The sequence below is a fragment of the Colwellia sp. BRX9-1 genome (assembly GCF_014077195.1).
Lineage (GTDB): Bacteria > Pseudomonadota > Gammaproteobacteria > Enterobacterales > Alteromonadaceae > Colwellia_A.
Genome location: NZ_JACGVM010000017.1, coordinates 57,174 through 73,592, shown reverse-complemented (window position 1 = coordinate 73,592; position 16,419 = coordinate 57,174). Strand labels below are relative to the sequence as shown.

Genomic DNA, 16,419 nt, shown 5'->3' with positions numbered 1-16,419 from the left:
TTTCATATAAATGGCTAAACATTTATAGTAGAATTTCATTGAAAAATGGCATTTAGTGATTTAAATCAATGATAAAATAAAGATAAGTATAACAAACCATAAAAGTTAACTATTTGGTCAACAGATAGTATTAAAGTAAAATTATAATAACAATTTAACTTAAAAATGTTTTATTTATGCATTTTAAATATTGAGCAACTTAATGAAAAATAACAAAGAAATAAAAAAAACAGGGAATATTCGCGCACTAAGCCAGCACAAGATTTTAATAGCGGCTAGTACAGAATTTGTTTTACAAGGGTATAAAGGCGCTACGGTACAATCCATTGCCGATAGAGCAAGCCTACCTAAGGCTAATATACTTTATTATTTCAAGAATAAAGAAAATATATACCATGCCGTACTAGAACATACCCTACAAATGTGGGACGAAGGCATAGGTGATATAAATCCTGAAGACGGTCCTAAAGCAGCTATTGAAAAATTTATTGAAGCAAAAGTAAGGATGTCTTTTAAACACCCTGAATCTTCAAAGATATATGCCATGGAGATTATTCAAGGTGCACAACATTTGAAAGATTTTGCTCGTACCTATCAAAGAAAATGGGTGAGAGAGAAAGCACAACTATTCCAGCAATGGATAGATAATGGCGAAATGCGCGATGTTAACCCGACTCATCTAATTTTTCTTATTTGGTCTGCAACTCAACACTATGCCGATTTTGAAACACAAATTTTAACGATTATGAATAGAGCGGATTACGAAGATGAAGATGTTGAAGATGTCATCGCTTTTCTAACTGACATGATTTTACGTGGCTGCGGTTTGCACTAACGTTGATATAATCATCGACACTTAACCTATTACTTAACATTAGCACTAACTTATATGAGTAGAACACAAGCACAGCCTCTTAAAATAGCAACATTTAATGTAAGTATGGAGGCTTTAAACTATCAGTCTGCGCTGAGTTCTGAGGCGACTAATATTTCAAATAACACCCTGCAAATAGCCATAGACAGTGATCATCAACAAATTAAAAATATTGCAGAAATTATTCAGCGTAATAACCCAGATATTCTTTTACTGAATGAATTTGATAATCAAGATAATAGCAACAATAACCAACACCACGCCCTAAAGACTTTCATTAAACGTTATTTGAACAAAAGCCAAAATGGACAAAAAGAAATTGATTTTCCTTATTTTTATCAAGGACCCGTTAATACGGGTGTCAATTCAGGCTATGATCTAGATGGCGACGGTAAACAAGGTGTTTTGCCGGGTGATGGTTTTGGTTACGGACATTTTTCAGGTCACTTTGGTTTGGTACTCTTGTCAAAGTACCCAATTAATAGTGACGCTATTCGTACCTTCCAGTACTTTAAGTGGCGAGATATGCCTAACGCCCTGCAACCTTTAGATCCTAAAACCTCGACATCTTGGTTTAGTGATGAAGCTTGGCAAAACATGCGTTTATCTTCTAAATCTCATTGGGATATTCCGGTTGAGGTTAATGGGCAAGTCGTTCATATTTTAGCAAGCCACCCTACACCGCCGATATTTGATGGTCCAGAAAATAGAAATGGTAACCGTAATCATGATGAAATTCGTTTTTGGGATGATTACATTTCGCCAGAAAAATCAGCATACATTTACGATGACAAGGGTCAAAAAGGAGGTTTGAAATCCCTTGAACCTTTTGTTATTTTGGGTGATCTTAATGCATCTAATGTTGAGGGTGATGCGTTAAATTCGGCCATATCAAGCTTACTAAATAATGATAAAATTCAAGATGCATTACCCCAAAGCGAAGGGGGAAAACAGCACAGTAAAAATAACGAACATGCAAATTACCATACGGCCTCCTGGCGAATGAGAGCCGATTACGCGTTACCATCGAAATATGGATTAGTTATTGAAAAATCAGGTGTTTACTGGCCAACAGAAAATGAAGAGACTTTTAGGTTAATAAAAAACAGAGCAGCATCTTCCGATCACCGTATGGTATGGATTGACCTGTTACTGAAGACTAAAGAGTCATCTGAAATAATCACCAACCCTTATTAATTATTAACACTTATATAAGAAGATAAAAATGAAAAAACTCCTATCTGCTGTTAGCATTATACTTGCATTAACAGCCTGTCAAACGATTGATAATGACTCAACAGCAATGCTTTTAAATACAGAGACAGCTAAGAATATTCCTTCACCAAAAAATATCATTATGGTGATAGCTGATGGCATGGGTCCCGCTTATACAACATCGTACCGATACTTTAACGACGACCCAACAACTGACATTGTAGAAGAAACAGTATTTGACCGTTTACTTGTTGGCTCAGCTAGTACTTATCCGGCAAGTGTTTCTGGTGTTGTCACTGATTCCGCCGCTGGTGCTACTGCACTTGCCACGGGTTATAAAACTTACAACGGCGCAATTGCTTTAGACGTGAATAAAAACAGCGTTGAAACTGTACTTGAATTTGCCAGAAAACAAGGTAAAAAAACAGGTGTTGTCGTAACATCACAAATAAATCATGCGACCCCTGCTGGATATTTAACACATAATGAAAGCAGAAATAATTATAATGCTATTGCTGATAGCTATATAGATAACGGTATAAAAGCAGATGTCTATTTTGGGGGGGGCTGGAAATACTTTATACGTGAAGATAGAAATTTAATTGAAGAATTTAAAGCGTCAGGATTTCAGTATATTGATAACTACAACGCCTTAAACACGCTTAAAGCAGATATGCCTGTTATTGGTCTTTTTGATGATACTGGTTTACCGTCAGCCTTAGATGATAGTGACCCATATCGTTTATCCGCCATGACTAAAGTTGCAATTAAACAACTAGAAAATAGTAAAGGTTATTTTATGCTCGTTGAAGCTAGTCAAGTAGATTGGGCTGGTCACTCTAATGATATAGCAACGGCGATGGCTGAAATGTCAGATTTAGCTAAAACGATGGAGTACTTAGAAGAGTACGTAAAACAAAACCCTGATACGTTAGTTATATTAACAGCTGATCATAGTACGGGTGGTTTAACCGTTGGTGCACGTGGCAAGTATGAGTGGCACCCTGAAGTTTTACGCACAATGAAAAGTTCGCCAAGCACAATAGCTAAACAGTTAGCTAACAGCCAAATAACACAACAAGAATTAAGTAAATTGCTTAACTTCGATGTAACAAATAACGAAGTTGAACAAATTGAAGCGGCGAAAATATTTGCAGTTGAGGAAATTGCTACTTACAAATCACTTGATGAACAAGAAAAACTAAAGACTAAAGAGCCCACCATGAATAACATCATATCAAGTGCAATTAAAAACATTATAGATATTAGAACAAACACTGGCTGGACATCAGGCGGCCACACCGCAATTGATGTTCCTTTACATACACTAGGTAAAAGCAGTGAAGTCTTAAAGGGCAAGGTTGATAATACCGACGTAGCTAAACAAATATTTTTATTACTCGGTAAAAAGTAACCTCCACGTTAATAATATAACAACGGCTAATGAAAATTAGCCGTTTTTTTTGTGTTCAAAAACTACACTCCCTGCTATAAAACCTCTTTATCTCATCAATAAATATTTTATTGATTAAACGTTTATCCATACCTTTACTACCTTACTTTATGTGAATAATTCAGCTAGAAAGAGTCGCTAAAAATCCTTTGTTGTTTGTTAATCTCCCTCAAACAACTTAATCAAAGTAACCCCAACCCCCCTGTATTAGCTTCGTTAAAGCATTCTTGACTATCTATAACGATAAAATTTAACTCGTTATCACTTTCCTTATTTTCAAGGTGTCTAGTGCTAAGTGACCAATCACTTCGTAACACAGCTGGAGTTACTAGGGTTGTCCTCGCGGTAATCGCAGGAGTTACTGGGGTTACCAAGCGGCTAAGTAAGGAGTTATCAGGGTTGTTATGTTGTTGCTATTCGGGGTTGCTGGAGTTACACTTAAGGGCGTTAATTAAAGAGGCAAAAACAATGAAATACCCTATCGCATTAAAGAAAATAATTGGCGTTGAAAACTACAAAACATACGTCCCTGACTTACCCGGTTGTGTAGGTAATGGTGAGAGTATTGATGTCTCTTTAAACAATATTAATGACAGCATCGCTGCACACCTTTCTATATTGGCCGAATATGGTGAAGCCATCCCACACGCTACAACGATTGAAAATCATCTAACAGCCTATCCAAATGTTATTTGGTGTATTCTTGATATCGATATAACACCCTATTTAGGGAAAAGTCATAAAATCAATGTCACCTTACCGGAGTTGTTGATTAAACAAATTGATAACCGAGTCAGTAAGTCTTCAACTTATAAAACACGTTCCGGCTTTATCGCAAGCGCGTGTATCAGTGAGTTAAATAAATAAGAGTTTTCCCTGAATTATTATTTATAAATTATGGAAAAATAAGAAAGAGTAAGACTTAACAAGGTTCATGGTGATAAACACTGCAAGATTAGTTGTGAGGATTGTTAAAGGGAGTGCATTAAATTGATAATAGTCTTTTATCGTTAGACTTTTTTCGTAAGGATAAAAGCCTGATAATTATCTATTAATAAACCAAGCAATAAATCAGATAAGGCACTCACTTATTGCTTGTTCTATCTATAATTTAAAGTAAAACTAGTCGCTAAAGCCGTGCCGTTATCGACGATACATTAACGTTTGAACTGGCTTTATTGATATCTGTTTCAAAACCGAGTTGAGCAATCATTGGAATTGGAATAAGTGTTTTGAGTTCAGCTATATTTTCAGCGAGATAATTCATTGGCTCAACGCAGTTTGCTACCCAACCAATACAATCAAGACCATCGGCAACTATCGCTTCATAGGTGAGAACCGCATGATTTAAACACCCTAGTTTCATATTCACCACCAATATTACCTGCTGTTTTGTCTGCTGTACGAACTCAGATAAAAACCTACCTTTACCTAAAGGTAGTCGCCATCCCCCTGCACCTTCAGTGATAACAATATCGCAAGCCCTAGCAATAATTCGCTCGTAACCCGCATTTATATCAGCGAGTTTAATGTCAACATTCATTAAATTAGCGGCGATGTGTGGTGCTATTGCCGGTTCAAATGCAATAGGGTTAATTTCACTAATACCTTGTCCACAGTTTGCTTGCTGCAACAATAATTGTGCATCTTCATTGACCAGTATTTCACCCTGCGCTGTATGCTTAAGCTCACACCCTGCAGATATAGGTTTAAATACAGCAACTTGATAATCTTTTTTAACTAAGGCTGCGGTGAGTATTTGCGCAAAATAGGTTTTTCCAGCATCAGTATCTGTGGCAGTAATAAAAATTTTAAGCATTTAATTTTACCATAATTGCAGAATACACCTTATAAGTCGCCGGATAAATACCACTAGGCTCTTGAAAGTCTTGATAGCAATTAGTCATCTTTTGCCATTTATCTTTACCCGCTAAACCCTTGCCTTGCTGTTTAGGGACATGGTTTGCGCCTAGCCCTTTCAACTCTCGCGCTAGATGTATAACATTTTGATATTCTAATACTAAGTCTTGAGTTTTTTGTTCAAGTAATTTACATGAGGCCTTATCAAAAATAGCTTTTAGGTTTGCATCTGTTTTAAAGTCAATCACGTGCTGTTCATCATCGACTTGTGCCCAAGATGATTTTAACTCATGTAATGTGCCATCGAGTAAGGTGGAAAATATAAACAATCCTCCTGGTTTGAGCACGCGTAATATTTCTTCAATAATATCATCGAGTGGATCACACCACTGAATAACCAAATTAGAATAAATAACATCAATTGTGTTGGCTTTAAAAGGCAGGTAATACGCATCAGCTTCTAACCAGCAGATTTCCTTACTGCGGTTTTCTTGAGCAAAAGACAGCATTTTAGCGGAGATATCAACGCCAATAGTTTGTTGAAATTTACTGGCAAGAATGTCAGTAAAAAAACCGGTACCTGAGCCTAAGTCGACGACAGTTAGATCTGAACGGTTGGGTAATAAAGACATTAAGTGCTTACCCGTATAGCGTTGTAATCGAGATGAAATATCATACGACTGACTCGCTAAGCCAAATGACTTGGCTATTTTAATTCTGTTTAACACTTCAGGCATTAACGTAAAACCTCATTCAAACAATTAGCTAAGTAATTGATATCACATTCTTTATGGTTAGCTGTAATGGTAACGCGTAACCTTGAGCTGTTTTTAGCAACCGTTGGTGGGCGTATCGCGGTTAGCCAAATACCTCTGTTTTTCAAATGTTGACATATTTCTAGTGTTCTTTTTTCGCTGCCAATAACAATAGCGTGAATAGAAGAGGATGACGGAATTATTGTTATTTGACTATCAAGTTTATTTGATAAAAGCGCGCTCAATTCAAAAATATTATCTCTACGCCAAGACTCTTTTTGAGCAAGCTTGATACTGGTTTTTGTCGCCCAAGCAACGGCGGGGGAAATCGCGGTTGAATAAATATAATGACGAGAAAAATTGACTAAGTAATCATAAACATCTTCATCACAAGCGATAAATGCACCACTAGTGGCTAAAGCTTTGCCAAAAGTTGCCATTACTATATCGACCTGACCAAAGCTACTACTGCCCTGACCGGCATGACCAATAATTCCAATACTGTGTGCATCATCCATGTAAAGCATAGCTTGTTGCTGCTGAGCAATCATAATTAACTGGCTAACGTCTGCGCGATCGCCATCCATGCTAAAAATACCTTCAGAAATAATCAGTTTATTGTCAACAGGACTTTTCGCTAAATATTGTTCAAGTTGCTGATGATTATTGTGTAAATATCGCTTCACGGAAGCTTCACTAGCCAAAGCACCATCAATTAAAGAAGCGTGACTTAACTTGTCTAGAAAAAATTGGCAGTCTTTTTTACCCAAGGCTTGTAATACACCGGAATTAGCTGCAAAACCACTGCTATAAAGTAAGCACCGTGGTTTATTTAACCACTGACAAACTTCATCTTCTAAAGCTTGGTGTGCATAATGAAAACCGGTTATTAAACTGGAAGCACTTGCGCAACTGCCGTATTTATCGACACCTTCTTGCCAGGCTTTATTTATTGAAGGGTGATGATTTAAGCCGAGATAATCATTAGAAGAAAAATTTAAATAGCGTTTTCCTGCAACAACCACCTCTCGGCCATTTTGCTCGCTTATACATTGGCGTTGGCGATATTGTGATTTTTCTTTTTGCTGAGCGACTTGCTCAGCAATAAAGTTAAAAGACATAAATTTCAGCTTGGCTCTTGATCAGTAAATAAACGTTAAAGCGCAGCGTCGTAAAAAAGTTCTTTATTTTGCTGATTGACAACGGCAGTCGTTATTTTTTGCTCAGTCTCAATATCATCGGTGGCCACTGTTTCAGTATTAATGCCCAATTTTGCAAATAACTGCATATCTTTATTGGCTTCAGGGTTGCCTGTAGTTAACAACTTACAACCGTAGAATATTGAGTTGGCACCGGCTAAGAAACACATTGCTTGCATTTGTTCGTTCATTGCATCGCGCCCAGCTGATAAACGCACATGGCTTTTAGGCATCATAATACGTGCAACCGCTATACAACGAACAAAATCAAAAGCTTCTAAATCGTCAACATCTGCGAGTGGTGTTCCGGCAATTTTTACCAGCATATTAATTGGAACACTTTCAGGATGTTTAGGTAAGTTAGCCAATTGTGCTAAAAATGACGCTCTGTCTTGAGCATTTTCGCCTAAACCAACAATACCACCACTACAAACTTTCATTCCCGAATCACGGACGTTTTGCAGTGTATCTAATCGGTCTTGATAGCTGCGTGTGGTAATAATAGAGTTATAATGTTCAGGAGAAGTATCTAAGTTGTGGTTATAATAATCTAACCCAGCTTCTTGTAATTCATCGGCTTGACCTCCGTTAATCATGCCTAATGTCATACAGGTTTCTAAGCCAAGTGCTTTAACACCTTTGACCATCTCTAACACAAAGGGCATATCACGAGCTTTTGGATTTCTCCAACCTGCCCCCATACAAAAACGCGTTGACCCTTGGTCTTTCGCTACCTTTGCTGCTTCTAATACTTTTTCAACTTCCATCAAACGTTCTTTTTGAACATCAGTATTATAGCGTGCACTTTGCGAGCAATATTTACAATCTTCAGGACAAGCACCTGTTTTGATTGACAATAAGGTACTAACTTGTACTTCATTAGGATTAAAGTGTTCACGATGAACGGTTTGAGCTTGAAACATAAGGTCACTAAAAGGTCGAGCAAATAATGCTTCCACTTCTGCTATTGACCAATCATGACGAGGTATATTCGTTTGTGACATGTGAAACCTTTACTGTAAAATGTAAATGTGAAAATTGCATCGCTAAATATTAGCAGGTAATCTATACGCCAGTCATTAATTGTCAACATAAAAAACATTGCAAGCTTTACATATGAACAAAAAACACACAGATTTAATCGATTTTGATAAGAAACATGTTTGGCATCCCTACACATCGATGTCAAACCCTCTGCCCTCATACTTAGTTGAATCGGCTAAGGGCGTTTATATAAAGTTAGCTACGGGTGAAGAACTTGTTGATGGTATGTCATCCTGGTGGTCTGTTTTACACGGCTACAATCATCCAAAGTTAAATCAGGCGCTTGTTGATCAAACACAAAAGATGGCACATGTTATGTTTGGGGGCCTAACGCATGAACCCGCTATTAACTTGTGTAAGAAGCTCATTGAGATCACACCAGAGCCGCTACAAAAAGTTTTTTTATCAGACTCTGGCTCTGTATCGGTAGAAGTTGCCATAAAAATGTCATTACAGTATTGGCACAGTCAGGGCAAAAGTGAGAAGCATAAATTATTGACCGTTAAAAATGGTTATCATGGTGATACTTTTGCCGCAATGTCGGTATGCGATCCTGTTAATGGTATGCACCAAATTTTTGAAAGTGTATTAATGAAAAACATTTTCGCTCCTGCGCCACAGTGTGATTTTTATCAACCTTGGGATAACGCTGAGTTAGCGCCATTAAAAGCCTTATTTGCACAACACCATAATGATATTGCCGCCTTTATTATTGAACCTATTGTCCAAGGTGCTGGTGGTATGCGCTTTTATCATCCTGAGTATTTAAAAGCTTGTCGCGCTTTATGTACCCAATATCAGGTGTTATTTATTGTTGATGAAATTGCTACGGGTTTAGGCCGTACAGGAAAATTGTTTGCTTGTCATTGGGCGGATATAAGTCCTGACATTATGTGTTTAGGAAAAACCCTGACCGGCGGTTATATGACCCTGGCAGCAACTTTGTGTACGCAAGAAATTGCACAGACCATCAGTGATGGAGAAGCCGGATGTTTTATGCACGGCCCAACGTTTATGGCTAATCCGCTGGCTTGTGCGGTAGCAAATGCAAGTCTAGAGCTTTTGGCAACAGGAGAATGGCAACAGCAAGTGAGTTTTATTGAAGATTATTTAACGCGACACTTATTAGTGTTAAATCAACATTCAAGAGTAAAAAATGCCCGCGTCTTAGGAGGTATAGGTGTGGTAGAAACAAGGGTTGCGGTTAATATGGCAAAGATACAAAAAAGATTTGTTGAATTGGGTGTCTGGATCAGACCGTTTGGCAAGCTTATTTATATTATGCCGCCCTTTATTAGTGATGAACGGGCTTTAGCGAAACTTGTTAAGGCGATAAGCACGGTACTCGATGAGCAGCAGTGTTTTGAAGATTAACCGACACAGATTTGCTGTTAGGTAAAACGGCGTAGAATTATTAATAATCTTACGCCAAGTTAAGTTTCACTAATATATAGATGACCCAAGCAACCGTTATCGTTAGTAGCAGAACGATATTAAAATGCTTACTGTCTTGTTCTCTTCTAGTGCGATAGTGATCGACAACCAAACAAAGGTAACTACAAAGTGCACTTACCCAAAGCACGATATATAAATAGCCCGTTAATGGCGTTAACCAAAATTGCCTTATTTCGATATTTCTAAAGCGCAATAAACCATAATCTTGCTCTGGTGCAGCATAATAAGACATAACAATAGCAAAAATGAATAATATCCATCCGCTTAATGCCAAAGTTCGGCTTAAGAGAACCCAAAAATCTGTTGAATGTCGCCTGTTTTTTAATCCCAATATCATTGATTCAAACCCTCTAAAGTCAATATTACTGTTTTTTGTTTTTATATAGACCGGATCAGCAACTTTTACTTGTTAAACACCGCAGTAAAGGTAACATATCACACCTTAAAGTTAGTGCAAATAAATTCAGTATTCTACACTGGGTCTGTGCACCGACAAAATCTATGACAATAATTAAATAAAGAAAAGAGGTTGATAATGTCAGTTATCTCAATCACTGATGTACTTGCTGGTAAGTACCCAGTAAGTGAAGCAGTTACAGTACACGGATGGATCCGCACTCGCCGTGATTCTAAAGCAGGTATTTCATTCCTAGCGGTTCATGATGGATCATGTTTTGATGCGATTCAAGCTATCGCACCCAGTGATCTCGATAATTATCAATCAGAAATATTAAAATTGACTACGGGTGCTTCAGTTAAAGTCACCGGTATATTGGTTGAGTCTCCGGGCCAAGGCCAATCTTTTGAAATTCAAGCAACTAAAGTAGAGATACTTGGTTTGGTTGATGATCCTGATACCTATCCTATGGCAGCAAAACGTCACAGCATTGAATTTTTACGAGAGCAAGCACATCTTCGTGCTCGTACTAATATGGGCGGAGCTGTTGCTCGTGTTCGTAATACGTTAGCTCAAGCGGTTCATCGCTTTTTACACAGTAAAGGTTACTTTTGGATCAGCACGCCGTTAATTACTGGCTCAGATTGTGAAGGCGCTGGCGAAATGTTCCGTGTTAGTACGCTTGATATGGAAAACTTACCTCGCACCGATAAAGGTAATGTTGACTACGCTAAAGATTTTTTCGGTAAAGAAACTTTCTTAACCGTTTCAGGTCAATTGAACGTTGAGACTTATGCATGTGCCCTTTCAAAAGTTTATACTTTTGGACCGACCTTCCGTGCTGAAAATTCTAACACAACACGTCATCTTGCAGAATTTTGGATGATTGAACCAGAAATCGCTTTCGCTGATTTGTCTGATGCTGCTGACCTCGCAGAAGAAATGCTGAAATATGTCTTCCAAGCTGTGCTTGATGAACGTAGTGATGACATGAATTTCTTCCAACAACGCATTGATAAAACAGTTATTGACCGTATGAATTCTGTTATTAATAATGATTTTGTCCGTTTAGATTACACTGACGCTATTACAATATTAGAAAATTGTGATAAGAAATTTGAAAACAAAGTGTCTTGGGGTGTTGATCTTAATTCAGAGCACGAGCGTTACTTAGCCGAAGAACATTTTAATGGCCCAGTCGTGTTACAAAATTACCCTAAAGATATTAAATCATTTTACATGCGCTTAAATGATGATGGCAAAACAGTTGCTGCTATGGATATCTTAGCACCAGGTATTGGCGAAATCATTGGTGGTAGCCAACGTGAAGAACGTCTTGATGTACTTGATGCGCGTTTAGCCGAAATGAATTTAAACCAAGATGATTACAGTTGGTATCGCGATTTACGTCGTTACGGCACTGTTCCTCATTCAGGTTTTGGTTTAGGTTTTGAGCGTTTAGTGGCTTATGCTACCGGTATGCAAAACGTTCGTGACGTAATTCCTTTCCCAAGAACGCCAAACAACGCTGCGTTCTAGGCTAAGAATAATAATCCCATAAAAAAACCTCATTATTGAGGTTTTTTTATGGGTGAAATATCTGGTTTACTCAGTAAGTTCTTTTACCATAAAATATTTACAGCCTGTTTTTGGATAATTTTCTTGTACCCATTTTGTTTGATAACCTTGCTTTTCATAAAATGGCATTGCTTGAAAGTTCAGAGTATCAAGCATACTTAACGTACATCCCCTCGCCACTGCTGCAGTTTCAAGTTGTGCTAATATCTTAACACCCATTTTTTTACCACGAAGTGACTCGTCAACCCACAGCGTATTAATTAACAGCCAATTACCAAAGGTGCGTGCGGATGAACCAGCAATAATGTTACCTAGTTCGTCCTTTATTTGAATAGCTAATGGCTTTCGTTCGCTTACTTCCCAGTGAGCCCAATTGAAATCTGCAATTTTTTTATCTAAAAAATCTATTAGTGCTTGCTCAGGCGCATCCAAAATTTCAATATTCATCGCTCCCCCCCTTTATTTTACAAATATGAAACATGAGACGTTAAGCTTTTAGCGGGTTTAATAGGACGATCGTTTTCGGCGGTGCCTATGTAAATAAATCCTATAATATCATCGTCTTGGTCTATTCCTAAACCACGTTTTACTGATGAATCGTAGCTAAAATCACCCGTTCGCCACACAGCGCCATAACCTAAACTAAAGGCAGCCATTTGCATAGCATGGGCACAACAACCTGCTGCGATTGCTTGTTCAAATTTAGGCACTTTGTCGTGCGCTTGATACCGCGTGCTAACAACGATAATTAACGGTGCACGATACGGCATATTTTTGGCTTTTTGTATTTTAGCTTCAGTAAACTGATGAACTTTAGCGACATCTTCAAATATCTGGCTTAACTTATCTAACCCTTGTTCTTTAACAAGGGTAAAAAACCATGGTGATAAACAACCGTGATCAGGAACACGCATTCCAGCGTTCAATATAAATTCAACATCGCTAGCAACAGGGGCTGGTGATATTAACCTAGGATTAGATTGTCGTTTTAATAATAATTCTTTGGCATTCATTAATTATAAAGACTCATGGGTAGTTTCAATACTAAGGATTATATACCCGTTATCCTTCAAAGTGCACGCGGATCCCTACATCTTGTTTAATAAACAACATAGATAATAATCAATACGGGTCAACAGACCTGCACAAAAAATCAAAGGCGTAACATATAATGAAAAAAGTTCGCTAATAACACATTTATTTACTAATCAGACTACATAAGTGATCAATAATTAAGTAGCATAGCCAGTAATTACAATTACATACTAACTGTGCCGGATATTATGACAGAACCCACATCGTTACCTAATGCTCCTGTAAAGCAAAGTGCTTTAAAACGAGTTACTTTAAAATTTTTTAGTTTATTAAATTCATTTAGAAAAATAATTATTAATGTTGTTTTTTTTCTGGTTTTATTTTTATTTATCGCGGCACTTGGCAGCGATGATGACAAGATCGTTGTTCCTAACAATACAGCCTTAGTGTTAAATCTTACTGGAGATATCGTTGAACAAAAGAATGCGATTGACCCGATGGATGCTTTAATATCAGAAGCCTTAGAAGAAAAAGAAAAAAACCCAGAAGTTTTACTTAGCGACTTATTGAATGTCATTGAAAGAGCAAAAAATGACAGCCGTATAGAAATGATCGTATTACAGCTTCAAGGACTTAACAGCACGGGTTTAAGTAAATTACAAGACATTGCCCAAGCTTTAGAGACGTTTAAAGCTGCTGGTAAAAAAATAATTGCTGTTGGCGATCAATATTCTCAAGACCAATATTACTTGGCAAGCTCTGCTGATGAAGTATGGCTCAATCCTCGTGGTTGGTTGTTACTTGACGGTTATGGCCGTTATCAACTTTATTTTAAATCTGCATTAGATAAGCTCTCTATTAGCCAACATATATTTCGAGTCGGTACCTATAAATCTGCTGTAGAACCATACATGCGCGACGATATGTCAGCGGCGGCTAAAGAAGCCAACAAATTATGGTTAACTGATTTATGGTCACAATATAAAAGTGATGTCGCAAGCAACCGAAAATTTTCGATTGATAATTTTGATGAAAATGCTGATGTTTTAGTGGCAAAACTTGAGCAAGCTGATGGTAATATTGCGCAGTATGCTTTAGATAATCTTTGGGTTGACGCGTTAAAAAATCGTCAAGAGATGAAGCTGTCTTTGATTAAACTTGTTGGAAAAAATTCAGCCGGTGATAGCTATAATCATATTAGTTTCAAACATTATTTGTCTGCCACTAAACCTATGTATCCAATGGTTAACCCAAATACCGATAAAGTCGCCGTTATTGTTGCTAAGGGGACTATTTTAGATGGTCGCCAAAAGCCAGGAACCATTGGCGGGGATAGTACAGCATCACTATTAAGAGAAGCGCGTTTAAACAATAAGGTGAAAGCGGTAGTTCTTCGTGTCGATAGCCCGGGTGGAAGTGCTTATGCCTCTGAAATTATTCGTCAAGAAATTGAACTGATCAAGTTAGCAGGAAAACCTGTTGTTGCTTCAATGGGAACTTATGCCGCTTCTGGGGGCTATTGGATATCGGCACCTGCTGATAAAATAATAGCTTCTCCAGCAACGATCACCGGCTCAATTGGTATTTATGGATTTTTCATGACCTTTGAGAATTCATTAAGCAAACTAGGTGTTTACACTGATGGCGTTGGTACCACTGATATAGCCGGATTTGGTGTAACCCGCCCACTGACTGATGGCATGGCAAGAGTATTTCAATTAAATATTAATAGAGGCTATCAAGACTTCATTGGCCTTGTCGCTGAAAATAGAAATATGAGCCTTGAGCAAGTTGATAGTATAGCCCAAGGACGTGTCTGGTCAGGTGCAAAAGCGAAAGAGTTAGGGCTTGTTGATGAGTTAGGCAACTTAACGACCGCTATTAATGCAGCAGCAGAATTAGCCGAGTTAGCAACGTTTGAAACCTTATTGATTGAAATAGAACAAACGCCAAAAGATCTTTTCCTGCAAGGGTTATTAGGTCAAGCGAAGACTTTCTTTCCTGAAACTGAAATAATGACTCTAAGCAATACGGATAAATTATTTTTAGAAATGAAAGCACAGCTATCTCACCTCAACATACTTAATGATCCGCAAGGGGTTTACTCCTTATGTATGACCTGTGAAATTAATTAGTTCGCAGTGACCTAAATCGCTTTGTTATATTCACATGGAAGTGAATAGAGAACAATATTTAACAAGCGCACGTGATTATCAGACCAAACGACAAGATAGTAATAATTCTAAGGTAACAGCATGAAAAAACGCATTTATATCGCCTACACTGGCGGTACCATCGGCATGAAAAACAGCGGCCAAGGTTGTGTTCCGGTAAAAGGACATTTAACCGAGTCAATTAATGGTACGCCTGATTTTCATCGACAAGAGATGCCTGACTTTACCATTAATGAATATTCACCATTAATTGATTCATCAAATATGACGCCGCAAGATTGGCAACGTATTGCCGATGATATAAAAGCTAATTACGATAATTACGATGGCTTTGTTGTTCTTCATGGTACAGATACCATGGCTTATACCAGCTCTGCGCTTTCGTTTATGTTTGAAAATTTATCTAAACCTGTCATTGTTACCGGCTCACAAATTCCGTTAAGCCAATTACGCTCAGACGGACAAGTAAATCTGTTAAATTCACTTTATATTGCGGCAAACTACCCCATTAATGAAGTGGGCTTGTATTTTAATAATAAATTATACCGGGGTAACCGTTGCATTAAAGCTTACGCTGATGGTTTTAACGCTTTTGATTCCCCCAATATGTCGCCACTTCTCGAAGCTGGAATTAATATTAAGCTCCTTGAAGGTAAACTCAACGTTGCTGTTACCCAACCATTCTCGGTCGCACAAATAACACCACAACCGATAGGTGTTGTTCATTTGTACCCAGGGATTTCTAGTGAACTAGTCGCCAATATTATCAAGCAACCGGTAAAAGCGTTAATTATTCGCAGTTATGGCGTCGGTAATGCGCCACAAGATGAACAGCTACTTGCTTGTTTAACGCAAGCTTATCATCAAGGAATTGTCGTGGTAAATTGTAGCCAATGTATAAAAGGGACTGTGAATATGGAAGGTTATGCAACGGGCGTCGCATTAAGTAAATGTGGTGTTGTCGGTGGTGGTGATATGACGCTAGAAGCAACATTAACTAAACTACATTACTTACTCAGTAAAGAATTACCTCAAGCTGAAATTTGTCGTCTTTTACAAGAAAATCTCCGTGGTGAACTCACGACTCATTAAACCATTACGCTCTGGTTGCTATGATTAAGAAACATGGCAGCCTTATTTATCTCTCCTATACTGCTAAATCACCCCTAGCCCAAACAAAGAATATAAAACATTTAAAATCAACAACTTAGAACAACACCGGTACTTATACTCGTCGATTTACAAGGATTATCCTTTAAATAAACAGTTACGCGTTACCGGTGATCGGGATAAAATCAACATTAAATATAATAGTAGCCCGTTTTTACTCTCCTTAAAAAACTGGCAATATTTAGTAAACACCAGAAAAGGAAAAGCCAC

General features: G+C 37.8%; 15 protein-coding genes. 8 read left to right on the top strand and 7 right to left on the bottom strand.

Features of this window, described 5'->3' with window-relative positions:
• Positions 1–190 precede the first annotated feature (190 nt).
• The 4 genes from H4J76_RS15005 (at position 191) to H4J76_RS14990 (ending at position 4,409) form a co-directional block, all read left to right on the top strand.
• Positions 191–835, top strand: coding sequence for a TetR/AcrR family transcriptional regulator (locus H4J76_RS15005; protein WP_259367747.1), 645 nt, complete (start codon positions 191–193; stop codon positions 833–835).
• A 54-nt stretch (positions 836–889) separates the two neighbouring features.
• The gene (locus tag H4J76_RS15000) at positions 890–2,071 is read left to right on the top strand and encodes an endonuclease/exonuclease/phosphatase family protein (protein WP_182230896.1); all 1,182 of its coding nucleotides are present in this window, start codon (positions 890–892) and stop codon (positions 2,069–2,071) included.
• A gap of 28 nt (positions 2,072–2,099) precedes the next feature.
• Positions 2,100–3,503 (top strand): alkaline phosphatase, encoded by a 1,404-nt coding sequence (locus tag H4J76_RS14995; protein WP_182221933.1) that lies wholly within the window; start codon positions 2,100–2,102, stop codon positions 3,501–3,503.
• Positions 3,504–4,010: 507 nt separating this feature from the next.
• Complete coding sequence (locus tag H4J76_RS14990) at positions 4,011–4,409, top strand: type II toxin-antitoxin system HicB family antitoxin (protein ID WP_070373558.1); 399 nt, start codon at positions 4,011–4,013, stop codon at positions 4,407–4,409.
• A gap of 262 nt (positions 4,410–4,671) precedes the next feature.
• Here H4J76_RS14990 and bioD read toward each other — a convergent pair whose 3' ends face one another.
• From bioD to bioB, 4 genes are read right to left on the bottom strand one after another with little or no spacing between them, the layout of a single operon-like run.
• On the bottom strand, positions 4,672–5,361 hold the full coding sequence (gene bioD / locus H4J76_RS14985; protein WP_182215192.1) for a dethiobiotin synthase: 690 nt from the start codon (positions 5,359–5,361) through the stop codon (positions 4,672–4,674).
• Positions 5,354–6,139, bottom strand: coding sequence for a malonyl-ACP O-methyltransferase BioC (bioC, locus tag H4J76_RS14980; protein WP_182215194.1), 786 nt, complete (start codon positions 6,137–6,139; stop codon positions 5,354–5,356). The genes bioD and bioC overlap by 8 nt, the downstream gene beginning before the upstream one ends.
• Positions 6,139–7,278: an 8-amino-7-oxononanoate synthase gene (locus H4J76_RS14975; protein WP_182215196.1), complete on the bottom strand. Its 1,140-nt coding sequence runs from the start codon at positions 7,276–7,278 to the stop codon at positions 6,139–6,141. The genes bioC and H4J76_RS14975 overlap by 1 nt, the downstream gene beginning before the upstream one ends.
• Positions 7,279–7,313: 35 nt before the next feature.
• Positions 7,314–8,360 (bottom strand): biotin synthase BioB, encoded by a 1,047-nt coding sequence (gene bioB / locus H4J76_RS14970; RefSeq protein ID WP_070373554.1) that lies wholly within the window; start codon positions 8,358–8,360, stop codon positions 7,314–7,316.
• A gap of 112 nt (positions 8,361–8,472) precedes the next feature.
• Here bioB and bioA point away from each other — a divergent pair, with 112 nt between their 5' ends.
• A complete protein-coding gene (gene bioA / locus H4J76_RS14965) occupies positions 8,473–9,774 on the top strand; it encodes an adenosylmethionine--8-amino-7-oxononanoate transaminase (protein ID WP_182230895.1) in 1,302 nt (433 codons plus the stop codon).
• A 49-nt stretch (positions 9,775–9,823) separates the two neighbouring features.
• Here the strand turns inward: bioA and H4J76_RS14960 are convergent, their stop codons facing one another.
• Positions 9,824–10,087: a hypothetical protein gene (locus H4J76_RS14960; protein ID WP_259364644.1), complete on the bottom strand. Its 264-nt coding sequence runs from the start codon at positions 10,085–10,087 to the stop codon at positions 9,824–9,826.
• 303 nt (positions 10,088–10,390) lie between these two features.
• Between H4J76_RS14960 and asnS the strand changes: the two genes are divergently transcribed.
• Positions 10,391–11,791 (top strand): asparagine--tRNA ligase, encoded by a 1,401-nt coding sequence (gene asnS, locus H4J76_RS14955; protein ID WP_182221928.1) that lies wholly within the window; start codon positions 10,391–10,393, stop codon positions 11,789–11,791.
• Between the two features lie 66 nt (positions 11,792–11,857).
• Here asnS and H4J76_RS14950 read toward each other — a convergent pair whose 3' ends face one another.
• Both H4J76_RS14950 and H4J76_RS14945 read right to left on the bottom strand, forming a co-directional pair.
• Positions 11,858–12,277, bottom strand: coding sequence for an N-acetyltransferase (locus tag H4J76_RS14950; protein ID WP_182204314.1), 420 nt, complete (start codon positions 12,275–12,277; stop codon positions 11,858–11,860).
• 17 nt (positions 12,278–12,294) lie between these two features.
• Positions 12,295–12,843 (bottom strand): NAD(P)H nitroreductase, encoded by a 549-nt coding sequence (locus H4J76_RS14945; protein ID WP_182215208.1) that lies wholly within the window; start codon positions 12,841–12,843, stop codon positions 12,295–12,297.
• A gap of 270 nt (positions 12,844–13,113) precedes the next feature.
• On the opposite strand from H4J76_RS14945, the gene sppA reads away from it, so the two are divergent.
• Positions 13,114–15,000 (top strand): signal peptide peptidase SppA, encoded by a 1,887-nt coding sequence (gene sppA / locus H4J76_RS14940; protein ID WP_182230894.1) that lies wholly within the window; start codon positions 13,114–13,116, stop codon positions 14,998–15,000.
• A 120-nt stretch (positions 15,001–15,120) separates the two neighbouring features.
• Positions 15,121–16,131: an asparaginase gene (gene ansA / locus H4J76_RS14935; RefSeq protein ID WP_182215212.1), complete on the top strand. Its 1,011-nt coding sequence runs from the start codon at positions 15,121–15,123 to the stop codon at positions 16,129–16,131.
• Positions 16,132–16,419 lie beyond the last annotated feature (288 nt).